General features: G+C 34.7%; 17 protein-coding genes. 14 read left to right on the plus strand and 3 right to left on the minus strand.

Annotated features, from left to right (window positions below; genetic code table 11):
• The first annotated feature begins 4 nt into the window (after nucleotides 1–4).
• The 12 genes from xdh to ACJDUH_RS03245 all read left to right on the plus strand — a co-directional run bounded on the left by xdh (nucleotide 5) and on the right by ACJDUH_RS03245 (nucleotide 14,663).
• A complete protein-coding gene (xdh, locus tag ACJDUH_RS03190) occupies nucleotides 5–2,617 on the plus strand; it encodes a selenium-dependent xanthine dehydrogenase (protein ID WP_406763704.1) in 2,613 nt (870 codons plus the stop codon).
• 128 nt (nucleotides 2,618–2,745) lie between these two features.
• The gene (guaD, locus tag ACJDUH_RS03195; RefSeq protein ID WP_406763705.1) at nucleotides 2,746–4,029 is read left to right on the plus strand and encodes a guanine deaminase; all 1,284 of its coding nucleotides are present in this window, start codon (nucleotides 2,746–2,748) and stop codon (nucleotides 4,027–4,029) included.
• Between the two features lie 62 nt (nucleotides 4,030–4,091).
• Complete coding sequence (locus ACJDUH_RS03200) at nucleotides 4,092–5,618, plus strand: NCS2 family permease (protein WP_406763706.1); 1,527 nt, start codon at nucleotides 4,092–4,094, stop codon at nucleotides 5,616–5,618.
• 189 nt (nucleotides 5,619–5,807) lie between these two features.
• The gene (locus ACJDUH_RS03205) at nucleotides 5,808–7,346 is read left to right on the plus strand and encodes a methyl-accepting chemotaxis protein (RefSeq protein ID WP_406763707.1); all 1,539 of its coding nucleotides are present in this window, start codon (nucleotides 5,808–5,810) and stop codon (nucleotides 7,344–7,346) included.
• A gap of 165 nt (nucleotides 7,347–7,511) precedes the next feature.
• Nucleotides 7,512–8,087, plus strand: a complete 576-nt coding sequence (locus ACJDUH_RS03210) for a TetR/AcrR family transcriptional regulator (protein WP_406763708.1) — start codon at nucleotides 7,512–7,514, stop codon at nucleotides 8,085–8,087.
• Nucleotides 8,088–8,314: 227 nt separating this feature from the next.
• On the plus strand, nucleotides 8,315–9,499 hold the full coding sequence (dpaL, locus tag ACJDUH_RS03215; protein ID WP_406763709.1) for a diaminopropionate ammonia-lyase: 1,185 nt from the start codon (nucleotides 8,315–8,317) through the stop codon (nucleotides 9,497–9,499).
• Between the two features lie 240 nt (nucleotides 9,500–9,739).
• Nucleotides 9,740–10,582, plus strand: a complete 843-nt coding sequence (locus tag ACJDUH_RS03220) for an FAD binding domain-containing protein (protein ID WP_406763710.1) — start codon at nucleotides 9,740–9,742, stop codon at nucleotides 10,580–10,582.
• A gap of 38 nt (nucleotides 10,583–10,620) precedes the next feature.
• Nucleotides 10,621–11,085 (plus strand): (2Fe-2S)-binding protein, encoded by a 465-nt coding sequence (locus ACJDUH_RS03225; RefSeq protein WP_406763711.1) that lies wholly within the window; start codon nucleotides 10,621–10,623, stop codon nucleotides 11,083–11,085.
• A gap of 11 nt (nucleotides 11,086–11,096) precedes the next feature.
• Complete coding sequence (locus ACJDUH_RS03230) at nucleotides 11,097–12,344, plus strand: xanthine dehydrogenase family protein molybdopterin-binding subunit (protein WP_406763712.1); 1,248 nt, start codon at nucleotides 11,097–11,099, stop codon at nucleotides 12,342–12,344.
• 29 nt (nucleotides 12,345–12,373) lie between these two features.
• Nucleotides 12,374–13,312, plus strand: a complete 939-nt coding sequence (locus ACJDUH_RS03235; RefSeq protein WP_406763713.1) for a xanthine dehydrogenase family protein molybdopterin-binding subunit — start codon at nucleotides 12,374–12,376, stop codon at nucleotides 13,310–13,312.
• Nucleotides 13,313–13,387: 75 nt separating this feature from the next.
• Nucleotides 13,388–13,693, plus strand: coding sequence for a hypothetical protein (locus ACJDUH_RS03240; RefSeq protein ID WP_406763714.1), 306 nt, complete (start codon nucleotides 13,388–13,390; stop codon nucleotides 13,691–13,693).
• Nucleotides 13,694–13,709: 16 nt separating this feature from the next.
• The gene (locus tag ACJDUH_RS03245) at nucleotides 13,710–14,663 is read left to right on the plus strand and encodes a substrate-binding domain-containing protein (RefSeq protein WP_406763715.1); all 954 of its coding nucleotides are present in this window, start codon (nucleotides 13,710–13,712) and stop codon (nucleotides 14,661–14,663) included.
• An 82-nt stretch (nucleotides 14,664–14,745) separates the two neighbouring features.
• On the opposite strand, the gene ACJDUH_RS03250 is transcribed toward ACJDUH_RS03245, so the two are convergent.
• The 3 genes from ACJDUH_RS03250 to modA form a co-directional block, all read right to left on the minus strand.
• Nucleotides 14,746–15,816, minus strand: a complete 1,071-nt coding sequence (locus ACJDUH_RS03250; protein WP_406763716.1) for a sulfate/molybdate ABC transporter ATP-binding protein — start codon at nucleotides 15,814–15,816, stop codon at nucleotides 14,746–14,748.
• The gene (gene modB, locus ACJDUH_RS03255; protein WP_406763717.1) at nucleotides 15,816–16,502 is read right to left on the minus strand and encodes a molybdate ABC transporter permease subunit; all 687 of its coding nucleotides are present in this window, start codon (nucleotides 16,500–16,502) and stop codon (nucleotides 15,816–15,818) included. The genes ACJDUH_RS03250 and modB overlap by 1 nt, the downstream gene beginning before the upstream one ends.
• Nucleotides 16,503–16,568: 66 nt before the next feature.
• On the minus strand, nucleotides 16,569–17,390 hold the full coding sequence (modA, locus tag ACJDUH_RS03260) for a molybdate ABC transporter substrate-binding protein (protein WP_406763718.1): 822 nt from the start codon (nucleotides 17,388–17,390) through the stop codon (nucleotides 16,569–16,571).
• Between the two features lie 288 nt (nucleotides 17,391–17,678).
• Between modA and ACJDUH_RS03265 the strand changes: the two genes are divergently transcribed.
• Together ACJDUH_RS03265 and gltA are read left to right on the plus strand one after the other, a co-directional pair.
• Nucleotides 17,679–18,560: a sulfide/dihydroorotate dehydrogenase-like FAD/NAD-binding protein gene (locus ACJDUH_RS03265; RefSeq protein ID WP_406763719.1), complete on the plus strand. Its 882-nt coding sequence runs from the start codon at nucleotides 17,679–17,681 to the stop codon at nucleotides 18,558–18,560.
• A gap of 15 nt (nucleotides 18,561–18,575) precedes the next feature.
• On the plus strand, nucleotides 18,576–19,958 hold the full coding sequence (gltA, locus tag ACJDUH_RS03270; RefSeq protein ID WP_406763720.1) for an NADPH-dependent glutamate synthase: 1,383 nt from the start codon (nucleotides 18,576–18,578) through the stop codon (nucleotides 19,956–19,958).

The following is a 19,958-nucleotide window of genomic DNA, read 5'->3' on the forward strand; positions in this document are numbered from 1 at the left end:
AGATATGTTTCATGTAAATATTAATGGCAAGGATTATCAATCGGACACTGATAAGGTATTAATGGATTTTTTAAGAGATGATTTAAAGATTACATCAGTTAAGAATGGATGTAAGGAAGGTGCCTGTGGAACTTGCAGCGTAATTGTTGATGGAAAGACAGTTCGTGCCTGCATACAAAGACTTTCAAAATTAGAAGGAAAGAAAATACAAACCATTGAAGGCTTTACTGAAAGAGAAAGAGAAGTATTTGTCTATGCCTTTGCTGCAGCCGGGGCTGTACAATGCGGTTTCTGCATTCCAGGGATGGTTATATGCGGTAAATGCTTAATTGATCAAAATCCTAATCCAACTAGAGAGGATGTAAAACAAGCTATACGTACAAATATATGCCGCTGCACAGGCTATGCTAAAATTGAAGAGGGAATTTTACTTGCTGCAAAAATGCTGAGAGAAAATTTAGAAGTACCAGAGCTTAAACAAACGGGAAAAGTAGGTGAGAGAACCTGCAGGGTAGATGCTCCTAAAAAGACTTTAGGAACGGCAAGATATGCAGATGACTTTGACTTTGATGACATGCTTTATGGCAAAAATGTATTCAGTAAGTTTGCTCGAGCAAAAGTACGCTCTATAGATATAAATGAGGCACTTAAAATGCCGGGAGTTGTTGCAGTATATACTGCTAAGGACATTCCAGGCAAGAGATATATTGGTCACTTAGCTCAAGATTGGCCAGGTATGATTGACGTAGGGGAACAGACGAAATGCATTGGAGATACTCTTGCAATGGTGGTAGCAGAAACAAGAGAACAAGCCGCTGCAGCTGTAAGCCTAGTTAAAGTAGAATACGAAGAGCTAGAACCAATAAAAACACCAAAGGAGGCTGCTGAGAAAGGAGCGCATCAAGTACATGGTGAAGGCTTTATGCTATTTGGAAAGTTTAGAATTCCAGAAAATAATTTATTTGACCATGAAGAGGTAAAACGAGGAGATGCAGAAACTGCACTTGCAAATTCTAAATTTGTAGCAGAAGGTGCTTTCCATTTTCCTCCGACAGAACATGCCTTTATGGAACCGGAAACCGCTATTGGCATTCCAGATGGTGATGGTATAAAGGTTATTACAGGAGGACAAAGTGTTTATGATGAATATCATCAAATTAGTAATTATCTAGGACTTCCAATGGAAAAGGTAAGAATTCAAAGTGCTGTTGTTGGAGGCGGTTTTGGTGGTAAGGAAGATATGAGTGTGCAGCATCAAGCAGCATTATGTTCCTACCTAACAAAAAGACCTGTGAAGGTATCCTTTACTCGTCAAGAAAGCATAAACTACCATCCAAAACGCCACGCCATGGATATATATTGTAAAATCGGATGTGATGAAAATGGTATAATACAAGGAATTAAGGCTAGAATTACTTCTGATACTGGGGCCTATGCTTCACTTGGAGGGCCAGTTCTGCAAAGAGCTTGTACACATGCTGGTGGTCCTTATAACTATCAAAACGTGGATATAGAAGGTAATGCTTATTATACAAACAACCCTCCAGCTGGTGCTTTTCGAGGATTTGGCGTAACACAATCCTGCGCTGCAGTTGAATGTCTTATTAATCAGCTTGCAGAAAAAGCTGGACTTTCAGGATGGGAGTTTCGTTATAGAAATGCCATTAGGCCTGGGCAGGTTCTTCCAAATGGGCAAATAGCAGATAAAGGAACTGCTATGGCAGAGACCTTAGAAGCTGTAAAAGATGATTTCGAAAAATATGAGAGTGATCCAAATTATTATGTGGGAATTGCTTCAGCTATGAAGAATGCAGGTCTTGGAGTAGGCGTTATTGATATTGGACGTTGTAATCTAAAAGTAATAGATGGAAAGGTTCATGCTAAATCCTCAGCTGCAGCTATTGGTCAAGGTGTACAAACTGTACTTTTACAAATGGTATGTGAAACAACACTCTTAAAGCCTGAGGACATAGTAATAGAACATCCTGACACAAAATATACCCCAGACTCTGGAACTACAACAGCTTCTCGTCAAACACTATTTGCAGGAGAAGCAGCACGTAAGTCCTCTAGTGAGTTAAAAGCTGATTTAAATAGAGGATATACATTAAAGGATTTGGAAGGAAAAGAATATATAGGAGAATACGCACCTCAAACTGATCCAATTGGTTCTCCAAAACCTAATCCAGTAAGCCATGTTGCCTATGGATATGCAACACAACTTTTTATAATGGATAAGGAAGGAAAAGTAGTAAAGGTTATTGCAGCTCACGATATAGGAAAAGCCATTAATCCTCTTTCTGCAGAAGGCCAAGTTGAAGGTGGAGTGGCTATGGCTCTAGGATATGCTTTAACTGAAGACTTTCCTCTAAAAAATGGTGTGCCACAGACAAAGCTTGGTACCCTAGGTATATTTAAGGCACCTCAAATGCCAGTGATTGATGTGCGTTTAATTGAAAAAAATACTTCAGATATAGCAGCCTATGGTGCTAAGGGCATTGGTGAAATTGTAGTTGTAATGGGGGCTCCTGCATGTCAAAATGCATACTATAAAAAAGACGGTGTCTTTAGATTAAATTATCCACTTGAAAATACCTATTACCGCAAGAAAAAATAATGAATATACAGAAAATACTAAATTTTGTTGAAATATTCAATATTATAGTATATAATAAAACTAACTGATTAGTTAGTTTTATTTTTTTTGAAATATATCAGGCAGGTTTATTCAAAGGGGGATTTGTAATGAAAAATATGTTTGCTGTTAAAGGCAATATTATTTTTACAAAGGAATTTGGGGTTTACGAGGTTATTGAAAACGGTTTTATAGTAGTTGAAGACAAGTATGTTAAGGGTGTCTATTCTACATTAGGTAAAGAGTATGATAATATCAAAGTCATTGATTACGGAAACTCAATTATAATACCAGGATTTGTTGATATTCATTTACATGCACCACAATTTGCAAATCTGGGTTTAGGACTAGACAAGGAATTAATGCCTTGGCTTGAAACTTATACATTCCCTGAAGAAAGTAAATACTCTGATGTTACCTATGCAAAAAAAGTTTATTCAAGATTAATAAAAGAACTTTGGAAATTTGGGACAACAAGAGCCTGTGTTTTTGCTACAATACACAAGAATTCTACCAAATTGCTAATGGACATGTTTCATGAAAGCGGTTTAGGTGCTTTTGTAGGTAAGGTAAACATGGATAGAAATTCTCCAGATTATTTAGTAGAGACTACAGAAGCTTCACTTTTGGATACAGAAGAAATATTGAAGGAGTATTCCTCTAAATATAGTTTAGTTAAGCCAATAATTACCCCTAGATTTGTTCCAACCTGCAGCACTATGCTGCTTAATGGACTTGGGGCTTTAGCTGAAAAATATAAGACGCCGATACAATCGCACTTATCAGAGAATACTGGAGAAATCAGCTTCGTAAGAGAACTGCATCCAGAAGCTAAAAATTATGCAAGTATTTATGATGAGGCTGGATTATTTGGTAGTACGCAAGCAATAATGGCTCACTGCGTTTTAGTTGACGATAATGAAATAGATCTAATGGCTAAAAACAAGGTTTTTGTTGCACACTGTGCTAACTCAAACTCTAATTTGACAAGCGGGATAGCACCAGTTAGAAAGCTTATTAATAAGGGTATTCCAGTAGGTCTTGCAAGCGACATATCTGGTGGACACAGCATATCAATGATGGATGTTATTGTTAGTAGTGCACAGGTATCAAATTTGAAATATATTGAAAGTGATAGAAATGATAAACCTCTTAATACAGCTGAATTGTTCTACTTAGCTACAAAGGGCAGTGGAAAATTCTTTGGTAAGGTAGGAAGCTTTGAGGAAGGCTATGAATTTGATGCTTTAGTAATTGACGATAGCACACTACCAATCTTTAAGGATTTAAGTATAGAAGAAAGATTACAGAAGTTTATTTACACTGGGGATGACAGAAATATAAAGGAGAGATATGTAGCAGGCGATAATATTAAAGTGCCGAAGTTCTTTTAGCCTAGAATTCCTAAAATTAATGGATTTTAGGAATTTAAATATAATATTTAGGGGGTTATTTTATGAAAACAGACTTAAACGAAAGTCAAAGTTCCTTCTTGGAAAAATTTTTCAAGTTAAAGCATTATGGTACTAACGTAAAAACCGAAATCGTAGCTGGTCTTACTACATTCTTTACTATGGCCTACATTATATTCGTAAATCCGAGTATTTTGAAGCTAGCAGGAACAGCAGACAACCCTTTTAACCCAGCAGGTATCTTCGTTGCAACAATTATATCAGCTGCTGTAGGTACACTTGTTATGGCTCTTTTTGCCAACGTACCTTATGCACTTGCACCAGGTATGGGACTAAACGCATTCTTCACCTTTACTGTTTGTGGCATTATGGGCTTCAGATGGCAGGAAGCTTTGGCAATGGTATTTATTTGTGGTGTTGTAAACATCATCATAACTGTAACAGGTCTTCGTAAAATGATTATTCGTGCATTGCCACCAGTGCTGCAGAAAGCTATAGGTGGTGGTATTGGTCTTTTCATAGCTTATATTGGTATTAAGGATAGTGGTCTTTTAAAATTTACATCTGATCCTGGCACTTACCTTTTCCTAGGTAAAACTCCTGCAGATGCAACTGTAATTGCAAATTCATCTGCTGTTCCAGCACTTGTTAACTTCTCCAATCCGTCAGTACAATTAGCACTATTAGGAGTTATTATAATTGTTGTACTTATGATTTTAAGAGTTAGAACCGCAATTTTAATGGGTATTATATCAATAACTGTTATCTGTTATATTGAAATTTTAAGTGGTGTTAACCCTACAGTATTTGGTTTCCATGCACAAAACGCTCATGACTTTTTCTCATCAGCAAATATTAGTCTAAGTGGTATTGGAAATTCTATCGGGGCAGTTAAAGACACAGCTTTTAAAATGGATTTTACCGGACTATTTGCTAATGGCACTAAAACTCTTCTAGCAATAACTGCTATGGTTGCTTTTATACTTACTGATATTTTTGATGCTCTTGGAACATTTATTGGTACAGGCCGTCGTTCAGGTATATTTGATGCAGAAGATGAAAAGCTTATGCTTGAAGGCAAAGGAATTAAATCACGTTTGGATAAAGCTTTGTTTGCCGATCTTAGTGCAACAATTGTAGGTTCACTTTTCGGAACTTCTAATACTACTACTTATGTTGAAAGCTCAGCAGGTATTGCTGCTGGTGGTAGAACAGGCTTAACCTCAGTTGTAACAGCAATTATGTTTGTTGTATGCCTTATTTTGGCTCCTATAGTTGGTATTATTCCAACAGTAGCAACATCTCCTGCATTAATAGTTGTTGGTATTCTAATGATGTCTTCAGTTGGAGAAATTGATTGGAAGGACTTCAGTGTAGCAGCAGTCGCATTCTTAACAATGGCACTTATGCCATTTACTTATAGTATAACAACTGGTATTGCCTTTGGATTTATAAGCTATGTTTTAATAGCTGTCCTTAAAAAAGAAACAAAGGATGTCCATCCTGTTATTTATTTCTTTACTGCTCTGTTTATTTTGAACTTTATATTGTTGGCTGTTAGAAATATATAAAGAATTATTCAAAGACAGACGTAAAGAACTTCGTTCTATTGTACATGTTTTGGTGGTATTGGTATCTTAAGGCTTATTTTACTACCGCTTAAATAGACAAAGTTCTCAATATTAATTAAGCTGTGGAGGGAATGCATTTAGCATCTCCCTCTATAGTTGTATGCGGAAAAATTAAAAGGGGGGGTTTTCTTGGTAAGATTACTAATACTTATTGTGTCCATTGCAGTTTCTTTTGCTATTACTTTGCTGTTTAATTTAAAAGATACAAATGCCCTAATAGTGTTCGGCATATTAAATTTCATTTTGTCTTTTGTTTCAATGTATATTTATGATAAAAGACCTAATAAAACTAAAACTTTAAATGTAAGTAGTGCAATTCAAGATACTTCTTTTATGGAGGATAAGGAGCTTAGAGATCACTTTAAAAAGATACTTCATAATAGTATTGATTTAAATACTGCTATGATAGGCATTAAAGCAGCATCTACTGAAGGTGGTCATGCAGCTGAGCAAATAGCATCTAGTACTTTAAGTATAGCTCAAGAAAATAGAGAGCAACTGAATATAGCATATGAGACCTTGGAAAATTCTAATAATATAGCAGAAATGATTTTATCTGCATCAGAATATGCAAGTAATGCTAGCAAAGCTTCTCAAAACTCTACAAAATCCTCAGTAGAAGCTGGAACTGCAATAGAAAGATTAGTTAAAAATATGCAGGAAATTGAAAAGACCTCGAAGCAAGCCTCTGATAAAATAAATACCCTATCAGAAAAATCACAGAGAATAGAAAATATAATTTCCTTCATTACCAGTATCGCAAGCCAAACAAACCTTTTATCCTTAAATGCAGCCATTGAAGCAGCAAGAGCTGGAGAACATGGAAAAGGCTTTGCTGTAGTAGCAGATGAAGTTCGTAAATTATCTGAACAATCCAATAAAGCTGCTATAGAAATCAGCGGCATTATTGAAGAAATTAAGAATGATATAAATTCCTCAACTATATCCTTTGAACAGGTTACAGACTATGTTTCAGAAGGAGTGGAGGCTACATATAAAACTGGAAGCTTACTTAAAGAAATGCTGAAAGACTTTAAGGATACTGCAAAACAAACTGAGGAAATGCAAAGCTTATTGCAGAAGGCTGTTAATAATAGCAAAACTGTTCAAAATATTTCAAAGAAAAACAGAGAAATGGCACATACTACAGCAGAAGCAACAGAGCAAATTGCAGCTGCGTCAGAGGAACAAAACAGTTCCTTAGAGGAAATTAATAGCAACATTGAAGTCATCACACAATTATCAGAGGAAACAAAGCAACATATAGCTTCAGCTGTAATGGATAAAATTATGTACAATAAGACAATAGAATTTATGAAAAGAGTTAAAAATAACAAAAATTTCGATGGCTCACTTTCAGCAATGCAGAAGCTGGCAGTTGAATTTGGAGTAGATGAAATAGATTATTCAGACACCAAAGGAGTTTTGATCTGTTCCAATCTTTCTTCTGGTGTTGGATTAGATATCTATGATGTTTTATTAAAATATGAGAACTTTGATTTAGAAAAATATTTATTTAAGGACAAGAATCCTTATTCTGCAAGTGCCTTAAGAATTAGCGCAAATACAGGGCAGTTATTTAAGTATATGATGGTTCCAGACTTTGATGAGAAAATAATTTATCAGGTTGGATTATCCTATGAATCCTTACTTAAACTTTTAAATTAGTACTTAATAAAGTTAATGTATATTATACCAATAATATACATTAACTTTATTAAAGTATATTGATATTTCTAACCACTTATTTTAAAATAGTTATTAAGACTGACCGATTAGTTAACCTAAGGATGATTTAGGACAATATAGAGATATATGGAGAAGGAGTTACTTATGCCAAAGGATATAGAGAAAAAAATATTAGATGCTGCTATGAAAGTAGTAGCTACTGAAAAAATAAGTGGTACAAGAATGCACATTATTGCAAAAGAGGCTGAAATGAGCCAAGCAAATCTGCACTATCATTTCTCATCGAAGAATGATATCATGATGGCTCTGCTAGACAACCTTCAGGAAAGGTTTTCAGAAGACCGTAAAAGTTATATTGATATTGATAATAAAGCTGCAATTGAGAATATAAGAGGTTTTTTTAAGCAAAAGAAAAATGAAATCTTAAATAAAAAAGAATTAGATTATGCACAGTTTGATTATTGGGTACAGGGAACCGTTAATGAAGAAGTAAGGGAAAAGTTTCAAGATACCTTTAATATATGGCGTAAATCTATTAGTGATGTTTTAATAAAGGGAAATACAAAAGGTGAAATCTATTTAAAAAATACAGATATGCTGCCTTATATCATGTTGTCCTTAATGCTAGGCGCATCACTTCAGTATTTAATTGATGAAGGTAAATTTGATTTAGATGAGTATTTTAAGCTATCTGAAAAACTATTATTAGGTGAAAATTAATTTGAAGTCTATTTGGCACTGAATAAGCTTAAACCATGATCAGCTAAGGAAGCATTAAACTTTCAATAGCTAATGTGGTATTAGGGTATTCAGTGTTTTATTTTTATAATTCTGAAAATGATTTATTGACAAAATAGATGTAAATACTTAAAATATAATTAGATTAACTAGTCAATCAAATTTTAAGAATAAAGTGACTAGTTATACAAAATTCGGGGGTGACATTAATGAAATGGGTAGTTAATAAAAATAAAAGTAACAAAATTGAGAAACCAATAATAAATGGAAATACTTTATTTGAGGTTAAAAGCTTTCATGAAAGTATTAAGGAATATGAACAAACACCTCTAGTTAGATTAAAGAAAATGGCTGGATATTTAGGACTAGCTGAGGTTTTTGTTAAAGATGAATCCTTCCGCTTTGGGCTAAATTCTTTTAAGGTGCTTGGTGCATCCTATGCAATAGGGAAGCATTTGGCACAAAAATTAGGAAAAGATATTTTTGAAGTTCCATTTCCAATACTAAAATCAGATGAAATTAGAGAGGAACTTGGAGACTTGACTCTTACAACTACTACAGATGGAAATCACGGCAGAGGGGTTGCTTGGATGGCTAAACAGCTTGGATATAAAGCAGTTGTTTTTATGCCTAAAGGCAGTACTCAAAACAGAGTAAATCATATTGCTGAAATGGGAGCAGACGTAAGCATTACTGATTGGAATTATGATGATACTGTTAGATATACCTCAGAAGTTGCTCAAAAAAATGGCTGGGAAGTAATCCAGGATACAGCTTGGGAAGGCTATGAAGATGTTCCAAAGTGGATTATGCAGGGATATTCTACAATAGCACAAGAAATCATTGAACAGCTCCAAGGAGTAAGACCAACTCATATATTTTTACAAGCTGGTGTAGGAGCTTTTGCTTCTGTAATTGCAAGTATATTTATATCAATATTTAGTAAAAATCCACCTAAAATCATTATAGTAGAACCAGAAAAAGCTGATTGCTTCTATAAGTCAGCACTAGCTGGAAAGGTTGAGCCTGTAACAGGTGAACTTACAACTATAATGGCTGGACTTGCTTGTGGAGAACCTAATCCATTAGGCTGGGAAATATTAAAGGAATGTACTGATGTTTTTGTATCAGTTCCAGATTGGGTAACTGCAAGAGGAATGCGTATTTTAGGAAATCCTTTAAAGGGTGATGCAAGAATAATATCAGGAGAATCAGGTGCAGTAACTGCAGGATTATTATCAGTTATTACTATCGATGAAAAATATAAGGAACTAAAAGAAGTAATTAATTTAACTAGTGATTCTAAAGTATTAGTAATAAATACAGAAGGAAACACAGATACAGAAGTATACAGAAGAATTGTATGGGATGGAGACTACCAAAGCATTCTATAATATTAAAATTAGACCTTTCTCAAAATAATAGATTTTGAGGAAGGTTTTTTACATACAAAGATATATACTATTTATAAATTTTATAATGTTTAGAATATTGACTAAATTACGTTGTTATTATAAAATTAGATTGACTAGTTAATTAGATAATTGCTAGTGATAATAAAGGATACAGACACATAACTTATATTAAGATTATAAAGGCTATTTACAGTTTTTTTAAAGGGGGTAAGAATTAAGGTGCTTAATTTTTTAAAGCCAAATTCTATTGAAGATGCTAAAACTATGCTTAATGAATATACAAATTCAAAGCTTTTAGCAGGGGGCACAGATTTGACACTTGATCTTAAAAGGGAAAAACTTACCATAGAAAATATCATTGACCTAGGTAGGATTTCTGAACTTAAAACAATAACTGAGGATGCTGCTAGTATAACACTTGGCAGTATGGTTACTTTTACAGAAGTTTTAGAAAGCAGTATTATTAAAAATAATTATAATTCTCTTATTGAATGTGCTAAAAATATGGGGTCCCCTCAAATCAGAAACATGGCAACTATAGGTGGAAATATAAGTAATGCAGGCTCTGCTGCAGATGTAGTTCCATGTGTAATAAGCCTGAACGGAATACTTGAAATAGAGTCTATAAATGGGACAAGGCACATAAGCTGTGAAGACTATTTTAAAAATTATAAAACTGAAAAACTAAAGGAAAATGAAATATTAATCGCCATAAAAATTCCTAAAACAAAAGAATTGAGCGGATTTTATAAACTTGGCAAAAGGAATTCCTTAGCCATCGCAAGAGTAAGTGCAGCTTTGAGTTTAAAAATAGAAGAAGATACTATAAAAAATATTTCAATATGCCTAGGTGCTGTTGGAAGATATCCTTTCAGAGCAGTAGAATTTGAAAGACAAGCTTTAGGAAAAGATAAGGAATGGCTAAATACAGAAGAACCGTTAATACTTCTTGAAAACGATGTCTTTGAGAGTATTAAAGGAAGGGCGACAATGCCCTTCAAAAGGGAAGCAATTAAAGGGGTATATAAAGAAGCACTTAGAACAGCACTTGAAAGCAAATAATTATGCTTTTAATAATCCGATTGGGGTGAAAATATATTATGAAGGTAACTATAAAAGTTAATGGAAAAGATTATATCAAGGAAATTGATCCATTACTAAGGTTAATAGATTTTATAAGAGATGAAATTAAGCTAAAGGGTACAAAGGAAGGCTGTGGAGAAGGTGAATGCGGAGCATGTACTGTAATTTTAAACGGTAAAACAGTAAATTCTTGCATTACATTAGCAGCTGCATGTGATGGTGCTGAAATTACTACAATTGAAGGAGTAAGTGAGGATGGCATGCATCCTATTCAGCAGGCCTTTCTAGAGGTTAACGCTGTTCAATGCGGCTATTGTATTCCAGGAATGGTGTTAAGTACAAAGGCCCTACTAGATAAAAACCTTGATGCTGATGATGAGGAAATTAGAGAAGGTATAGCAGGTAATCTATGCAGATGTACGGGATATGAGAAGATAGTAGAAGGTATTAAACTTGCCCAATTAAAGATTAAGAATAGTTAGGGGGGATTTTTTTGAGAGCTGTAGGTGAAGGTTTTATAAGGCCGGATGCCTTTGATAAGGTATTAGGAAAAGCTGTTTATCCTGATGATATAGAATTTGAAGGGATGCTCTATGCTGGAGTTAAAAGAAGCACTATAGCCTATGGAAAGGTGCTTAGCATAAATACAGAAGAAATAAAAAAGCTTCCAGGTGTAGAAGCTGTTATTGATTACAGCATGCTTCCTGGAGCAGATTCTCATGGGGTTATTTTTAAAGACATTCCCATTTTAGTAAAAGATACAGTTAAAAGAGTTGGAGATGCTCTGGTCCTTGTTGTTGCAAAGGATAAACAATCCTTAGCAGCTGCACTTAAAAGTGTTAAGGTTGAATATGAAGAATATAAAGGAATATTTACAATAGAGGATGCCTTAAAAGAAGATGCGTCAATCCTTGGTGACGGCAGTAATATTCTCTATGACATAAAGGTGAAAACCGGAGATGTTGAAGAAGGCTTTAAAGAAGCGGCATACGTTGCTGAAAATTGGTACAGCACACAAATGGTAGAGCATGCCTTCCTTCAACCAGAGGCTTGTGTTGCTAAATATGATGAAACTGGGGTTATGGAAATTTATGTAGCTACTCAGTATCCTCATTATGACAGAGAGGAAGTTTCTAGATGCCTAAAGCTTACAGAGGATAAGGTTAGAATAATTAATACTTCTATAGGAGGAGCCTTTGGAGCAAGAGAGGATATTAATCCTCAGTGCCATGCAGCTGTGGCTGCTTATATTACAAAGAAGCCTATTAAAATAGTTTACTCAAGAGAGGAATCTACAACATCTCATAGTAAACGCCACCCAGTTAAAATGTATTATAAAACTGGAGTAAGATCTGATGGAAAGCTTTGTGCCTTAAAGGCCAGAATATATGGAGATACAGGTGCTTATGCTTCCTGGGGCATGAATATATTAAGAAAATCTGCAATGCATGCCACTGGACCTTATGTTATTCCTAATGTGGATGTAGAAGCTATGGCAATATATACAAATAACCCATTTTGCGGTGCTATGAGAGGTTTTGGTGCTGCACAGGTACCAATAGCCTATGAAGGTCAAATGGATATACTAGCAGAAAAGCTTGGCATGCACCCACTTAAATTTAGACACATGAATGCCTTTGAGGTGGGAAGTGTTACAGCTTCTGGCCAATGTTTAAAAAGCAGTGTAGCATTAAAGAAGTGTATAGAAAAAGTAGCTGAAATAGACGGTATAGATTTGTAAGATATATTAAAGGGAAGGGGGCAGTTAAATTGAAGAGAAGAGGAGTTGGATATGCTTCTGCTTTTTATGGAACTGGTTATGGTAATGGCTTTCCAGATGAATCAAGAGCTACAGCAGTTCTAAATAGTGATGGAAAAATAATAATATATGTTGAAGTATCAGATGTAGGCTCTGGCGGTATAAGTGTTATGTGGCAGATTGCCGTTGAAACCTTAAAGATAAGTGAGGACTTAGTTACAATTAAGTATAATGACACTAACTTAATGCATGATTCAGGAACAGCAGCTGCTAGCAGACAAACCTATAATACTGGTAATGCAGTTTTAAACGCTTCAAGAAAATTAAGGGAAAATATGGAGCTAGCTATTAAAGACAGTTCCATAAAGATAGAAGATACAAGCTTAGGTTTAATTTATTCTGAAATGACAAAGAAGGGAATAGATACAAGAGCTGAGGGGTACTTTAAAGCAACTACTTCACAGGTAAACCTAGAAACGGGACAAGGTAATCCTTATTGGCCTTATAGCTTCGGAACTCAAAAGGTAGTTGTGGAGGTAGATGACGAAACTGGTAAGGTAGATGTAATAGAAGCAGTTGTTGTTAATGATGTAGGTAAGGTTGTAAATCCGGTATTAGCAGAAGGTCAAGCTATCGGGGGCCTAGCTATGGGTATTGGATATGCAATCATGGAAGAGGTTAATGTAAATAAAGGAGAAATTAAAAACAAGAATTTTTCAGATTACATTATACCTACCAGCAAGGATATTCCTAAAGTTAAATCCTATTTCATAGAGGAAATAGAAGAAAGCGGACCTTATGGAGCTAAAGGATTAGGGGAACCTGCTATGATTCCTACGGCACCTGCCATATTAAATGCAATTTATGATGCTGTAGGAGTAAGGATATATGACATGCCTGCAACCTGCGATAAGTTATTACTAGCTATAAAAAATAAAAACAATAAATAATAATGAAAAAAATTTAAAGGTTATGATACAATAGTTTCATAACCTTTATTTTATTAACTTTTATGAGGTAAATATATGTTTAAAATAGAAGATATACTTTCTGGTGATTTTACTTCCTACCCAGAAGAAACTAGAAAAATTATGGAAGAATATACTGAAAAGCTTAGAGAAGCCATTAAAGGTGAGTTAACAAAGGATTTAGCAGACAAAATGCTGAAGGATGTAGATAAAAGTAATGAGACCTTTATGAATATTTTAACCGAGATACTTGACAAGGGCTGTAAGGGTTTTAATAAGATGTCTACTAGAACACTTTTAAATCTTTACTTTGAAAAGAAAAGTAATGAAGACTTTATGAAGCTTTTAGAAAATATTAATTAAATGGAGGCTGCACAATATGTTAGAGGATTCTGCATTAACACCTTTGGAAGTTGCTGAAATACTAAAAATATCTAAGAATACAGTTTATGAGCTAATAAAAAGAGGAGAACTTAAGGGGTATAAAGTAGGCAAAAAAGTAAGAGTTGATTTGAAGGATGTAGAAGAATATAAAAACAGCACAAAAAATTCATCTAAGAATAATTCTATAATCAGTAAAGCAGCTTCCTTTTCAGAAAAAATAAATAATTATAACTCTAATGAAAATATAAGTCTTGTAATAAGCGGACAGGATATAATGCTTGATATTCTTGCAAGATACTTAGAGGGGCATCCCAATGGATGCCAAGCATTAAGATCCTATGAAGGTAGCTACAATGGCCTATATGCACTTTATAATGGTAAAGTTTCTGCAGCTACTGCTCATTTGTGGGATGGGGATACAGGTATTTATAACATACCCTATGTTAAAAGAATGCTCCCTGGTACACCAGCAGTAATAATTCATTTAGCTGAAAGAATGCAGGGCTTTTATGTTGCAAAAGGAAATAGAAAGAACATTATAGGCTGGGAAGATATTTCAAGGCCTGATATTACAATTATAAATAGAGAAAAGGGCAGCGGAGTGAGAATACTTTTAGATGAGAAATTAAGAAAGCTGGGTATTAGTGCTTATGAGGTGAATGGATATACAAGGGAAGCTTCCTCCCACCTTGCCGTAGCAAGTGCTGTATCAAGAGGTGCTGCAGACCTTGGAATAGGCTGCGAAAAAAGCAGCCTCCAGGTAAAGGATATATCTTTTATACCTCTTCAAAGTGAGAGATATGAAATGGTAATTAAAAAAGAAAATTTTATAAAGCCTCATCTTCAAGCTATTTATGAAATTTTAAATTCTTCAGAATTTAAAGCTGAAATAGATGGTATTGGAGGCTATGACATAAAAGATATGGGGAAAATAGTTGCAGAGACATAGAAGAAATCTTAAAATGCCATAAATGTAAAAGTACCAATATGTAAAATATGCTTTTTAAACATGTTTTACATATTGGTACTTTTTACTTTTTTTCATTTATAAATATTATATTACTTTCATCTAAGTGTATTTTCCATGGTTTTGGCATATTTTTAATGTTTTCCCACTTATCTATTGATACTTCCCATACAAGATGATAGTCACTATTTTCTGAGACCTTTTCCTCAAAACTTAAATATACAAATACGCTGAAGGGTGTTTCAGAGGTATACAAGGGCCAGCAGTGAAAATTATTATCAGTCTCACCATTATATAATTGAATAAGGTTTTCCTTAATTCCAACATGAGTAATGCTTTCTTTAATATGATTAGGCACCTTTATGTTAAGACCCCAATCTAAGGCATTTACATAATCAGAGGATATTTTCTTTGCAGTTGAAATATTTTTGTAGCCTAATAGTTTTGCTGCCTCAGCACTAGGAGGCTTTTTAAATATTTCTTTCTTATTACCAATTGCTGCAATTGAGCCTTTAGATATTATCATAATATCCTCACAAAGCTGATAGGCCTCTTCTAAATTATGAGTAACATATAATGTGACTCCTCTGTATCTTGACAGCGTATGGCTCATCTCTCTAAGCATTACGCCTTTTAAATGATTGTCTAATGCTGAGAAAGGCTCGTCTAGAAAAAGTGCTTCAGGGTTTACCGCTAGTGCTCTTGCAATTGCAGCCCTCTGCTGCTGACCTCCAGATATTTCATGAGGATATCTTTTTCTTAAATCTTCAATGTGCAGTAAGCTTAACAGATCATCTGCTATTTTATTTTTTTCCTCTGCAGATTTTTTATATAGTGCATATTTTATATTATTTTCTACTGTCATGTGAGGGAAAAGTGCATAGTTTTGAAAAAGAAAGCCGATATTTCTATCCTTTATTGGAACATTAATGTTATTGTTTGAATCAAATAAGGTTCTGCCATTTAGAATAATTCTGCCTTCATCAGGTGTTATAAGTCCTGCAATACTTTTTAGAGTCATACTTTTGCCAGAACCAGATTCTCCTAGTATACCTAATCTAGAATTCTTACATTCAAAATTAACATTGAGACTAAAATCTGATAAGTTCTTTTTAATATCTACTATAAGTTCCATTAATTTTTAGCTCCTGTATTCATATGTGTTGTTCCATGATTTGACCAATAGTTTGTAGAAAATATAACTGCCAGTGATAATAGGAATATGATTAAAACCCAGTACATTGCAGTTTTCATATCTCCGCCTTCAACTGAAAAGAATATTGCAACAGGTATGGTTTGAGTTTTACCAGGAATATTTCCAGCCATCATAAGGGTAGCACCAAATTCCCCTAGTGCTCTAGCAAAGGAAAGAACTGTTCCAGCTGCTATTCCAGGCCATGCTAGAGGTACTGTGATGGTCCAAAATATTCTCCACTCTGAAATGCCAAGAGTTCTAGCTGCATTACTAATATTTATATCCAGCTGCTGAAAGGCTCCTAAGGTGGTTTTATACATTAATGGAAAAGAAACAACTGTTGCTGCGATAACTGTTGCGGGCCAGGAGAAAATAAGATGTATACCAAGTGAAAATAAAATTTTTCCTATAGGTCCGTTTTTCCCAAATATCAAGAGCAAGAAAAAGCCCAGAACCGTGGGCGGAAGAACCATTGGAAGGGTAAACAGGGCATCAAGAAAAACCTTGAAACTGCCTTTCTTCCTTGACAAAAACCAAGCTGCACAAATACCTAAGAAAAAGGTTATTATGGTAGAAGTTACAGCGGTTTTAAATGATATCCATAAAGGTGAAAGATCAAAATTCAAGGTTTATCCCTCCTGTATTCCTTAAAAGCACAGAACAATTATTAATTGTTCTGCCCCCAGTAGTCCTTATTTGCTGGCTAATTTAAAACCGTATTTTTCAAATACAGCTTTAGCTTTATCGTCACTTAAGAACTTTAAAAAGTCCTTTGCTGCATCAACATTTTTACTATCTTTAATAACTGCTTCTGGATAAACAATTGGAGAATGTGTATCTGAAGAAGCTGTTTCTAGTATCTTAACCTTTGTTGAAATCTTAGCATCAGTTGCATAAACTACGCCTGCATCAGCATTTCCAGTTTCAACCCAGGATAGAACTTCTTTTACATCCTTGCCGTATACAGCCTTTGCTTTAACTTTATCAAGAATGCCTAGCTTTGTAAATACTTCCTCAGCATATTGACCAGCAGGTACACTTTTTGGTTCACCAAGTGCAATTTTCTTTACTTTATCTGAGGTTAAATTCTTAAATGCAGATATAGCTGTACTGTCCTTTGGAACTACTAATACCACATCGTTTAATAACAGGTTTTTCTTAGTGTCTTTTAATAATAAACCCTTGCTATCAAGAGCATCCATCTGTTTAGTTGCGGCCGATAAAAATATATCAACAGCTGCACCTTGTTCAATTTGCTGCTGAAGTGCTCCGGATGCACCATAGTTATAGGTTATATTAATATTAGGATTAGCAGCAGTATATAAGTTTTTAATTTCATCTAGCGAGTTCTTTAAGCTAGATGCTGCGGAAATTGTTAAAGTTACCTTAGCTGATGGCTGTGTCGTATCTGCAGGTGGAGTTTTACTTGTATCAGTATTTTTTCCGCATCCTGAAAGCAAAAGTATTGAGGCTGTAATAAGTGAAGTTGTAATGATTTTTAGCGACTTATTCATATAATCCCCCGATAGTTCATATTAACAAAACAATACAAAACATAATGAAACATTATATTATTATAACGTTTTATATTGTTACGTCTATTTATATTTTCTCATAAATATGATTTTTGTCAACAGTCATAATATTTTGTATTTATCTTTTAAATATAATAAAAATCATTAATATTACGAATGTGAAAAATTATTGAAATATATATTTTTAATTTGATAAAAAATCATTTTAGCATTATTATATAATTAAGAATATTTCGTTTTTTTGATATTAAGGGGGTTATTGTAGAAATGTATAAAATTATTGACAAAAAAGTATTGGCACCCAATATATATTTAATGGATGTACAAGCTGAAAGGCTCTCGAAGTCCGCAATGCCAGGACAATTCTTAATAATTAAAATGCATGAGAAAGGTGAGAGAATACCTCTTACAATTTGTGATTATGATGCCGCTCAGGGAACTGTTACAATAGTATTCCAATCTATGGGAACGTCTACAAAGGAAATGGCTAACTTTGAAATTGGAGATAATTTTTCAGATGTAGTGGGGCCACTAGGACAACCATCTGAAATGGTACATGAAGATTTAAATGAGTTAAGGAATAAAAGTATAATGTTTATTGCAGGTGGAGTTGGAACGGCTCCAGTATATCCTCAGGTTAAATGGCTACATGAAAGGGGCATAAATGCCGATGTTATAGTTGGAAGCAAAAATAAAGAAATGCTTATATTAGAAGATGAAATGAAATCAGTAGCTGGGAACTTATACGTTGGCACAGACGATGGATCCTATGGATTTAAGGGAATGGTTACTGATTTATTAAAGGATTTAGTTGAAAATAAAGGGAAGCATTATGATCTGGTAGTAGCTATAGGGCCTATGATAATGATGAAGTTTGTAGCAAGGCTTACTAAGGAGCTAGGAATTCATACTATTGTTAGCTTAAATCCAATAATGGTTGATGGAACTGGTATGTGCGGGGCCTGCAGAGTAACTGTAGGAGGTAAAACTAAGTTTGCCTGTGTTGATGGGCCAGAGTTTGATGGCCATTTAGTTGACTTTGATGAGGCAATGAGAAGACAAACTATGTATAAAACTGAAGAAGCACAAGCGCAATTTAGAGAAGAACATCATAATAATGGCGGCGGCTGTTGTGGATGTGAGAAATAACGGGGGGATGATACGATGGATAGAATGAAGAAGACACCAATAGCAGAGCAGGATGCAAAAGAAAGAGCAAAAAACTTTAACGAGGTATGCTTAGGATATACAGCTGAAGAAGCTATGCAAGAGGCAAGCAGATGCTTAAATTGTAAGAAACCAATGTGTGTTACTAATTGTCCAGTAACTATAGGGATACCAGAATTTATAATGCATGTTAAAAATGGTGAGTTTGAGGAAGCAGCTAAGGTAATAGCAAAGCAAAGTGCACTTCCAGCTGTATGTGGAAGGGTATGCCCACAAGAAACCCAATGCGAAGGAAAATGCATACTTGGAATTAAAGGTGAGAGTGTTGCTATAGGAAAGCTTGAACGATTTGTAGCAGATTGGTCAAGAGAAAATAATATAGACTTAAGTGAGAGAGAAGAAAGCAAAGGTAAGAAAGTAGCAGTTATAGGAAGCGGACCTGCTGGACTTACCTGTGCTGGAGATCTTGCTAAGCTTGGCTATGAGGTAACCATATTTGAGGCACTGCATGAACCAGGTGGAGTCTTAGTCTATGGGATTCCGGAATTTAGGCTTCCAAAAGACACTGTAGTTAAGCATGAAATTGAAAATGTTAAGAAGCTAGGAGTTACAATAGAAACTAATGTAATAATCGGAAGAACAGTAACAATTGATGAACTCTTAAATGATGAAAAATTTGATGCTGTATTCATTGGCTCAGGTGCCGGACTTCCAAAGTTTATGGGGATTCCTGGGGAAAACTTAAATGGAGTATTTTCAGCTAATGAGTTCTTAACAAGAAATAATCTTATGAAGGCTTTCAAGGAAGAATATGATACTCCTATTAAAGTAGGACAAAAAGTTGCTGTAGTTGGTGGTGGAAACGTGGCTATGGACGCAGCTAGAACTGCACTTAGACTTGGTTCAGAAGTTCATATAGTTTATAGACGCTCTGAGTCTGAGCTTCCAGCTAGAGTTGAAGAAGTTCATCATGCTAAAGAAGAAGGAATAATATTTGACCTTTTAACTAATCCAATAGAAATTCTTGCAGACCAAAAGGGATGGGTTAAAGGTATGAGGTGCATAAAGATGGAACTTGGAGAGCCAGATGCTTCAGGAAGAAGAAAACCTGTTGAGATTAAAGGCTCAGAATATATCATGGATGTTGATACAGTAATAATGTCCTTAGGCACTTCTCCAAATCCTTTAATATCTTCAACAACTAAAGGTTTAGAAGTGGATAAGAGAAAGTGTATTATTGCTGATGAAGAAACTGGCCTGACAACAAGAGAAAAAGTGTATGCTGGCGGAGATGCAGTGACAGGAGCTGCTACAGTTATACTTGCAATGGGAGCAGGTAAGAAGGCAGCTAAGGCTATAGATGAATTCTTAAATGCCTAA

This window comes from Candidatus Clostridium radicumherbarum, from assembly GCF_045310525.1.
Taxonomy (GTDB): Bacteria; Bacillota; Clostridia; order Clostridiales; family Clostridiaceae; genus Clostridium_AT; species Clostridium_AT radicumherbarum.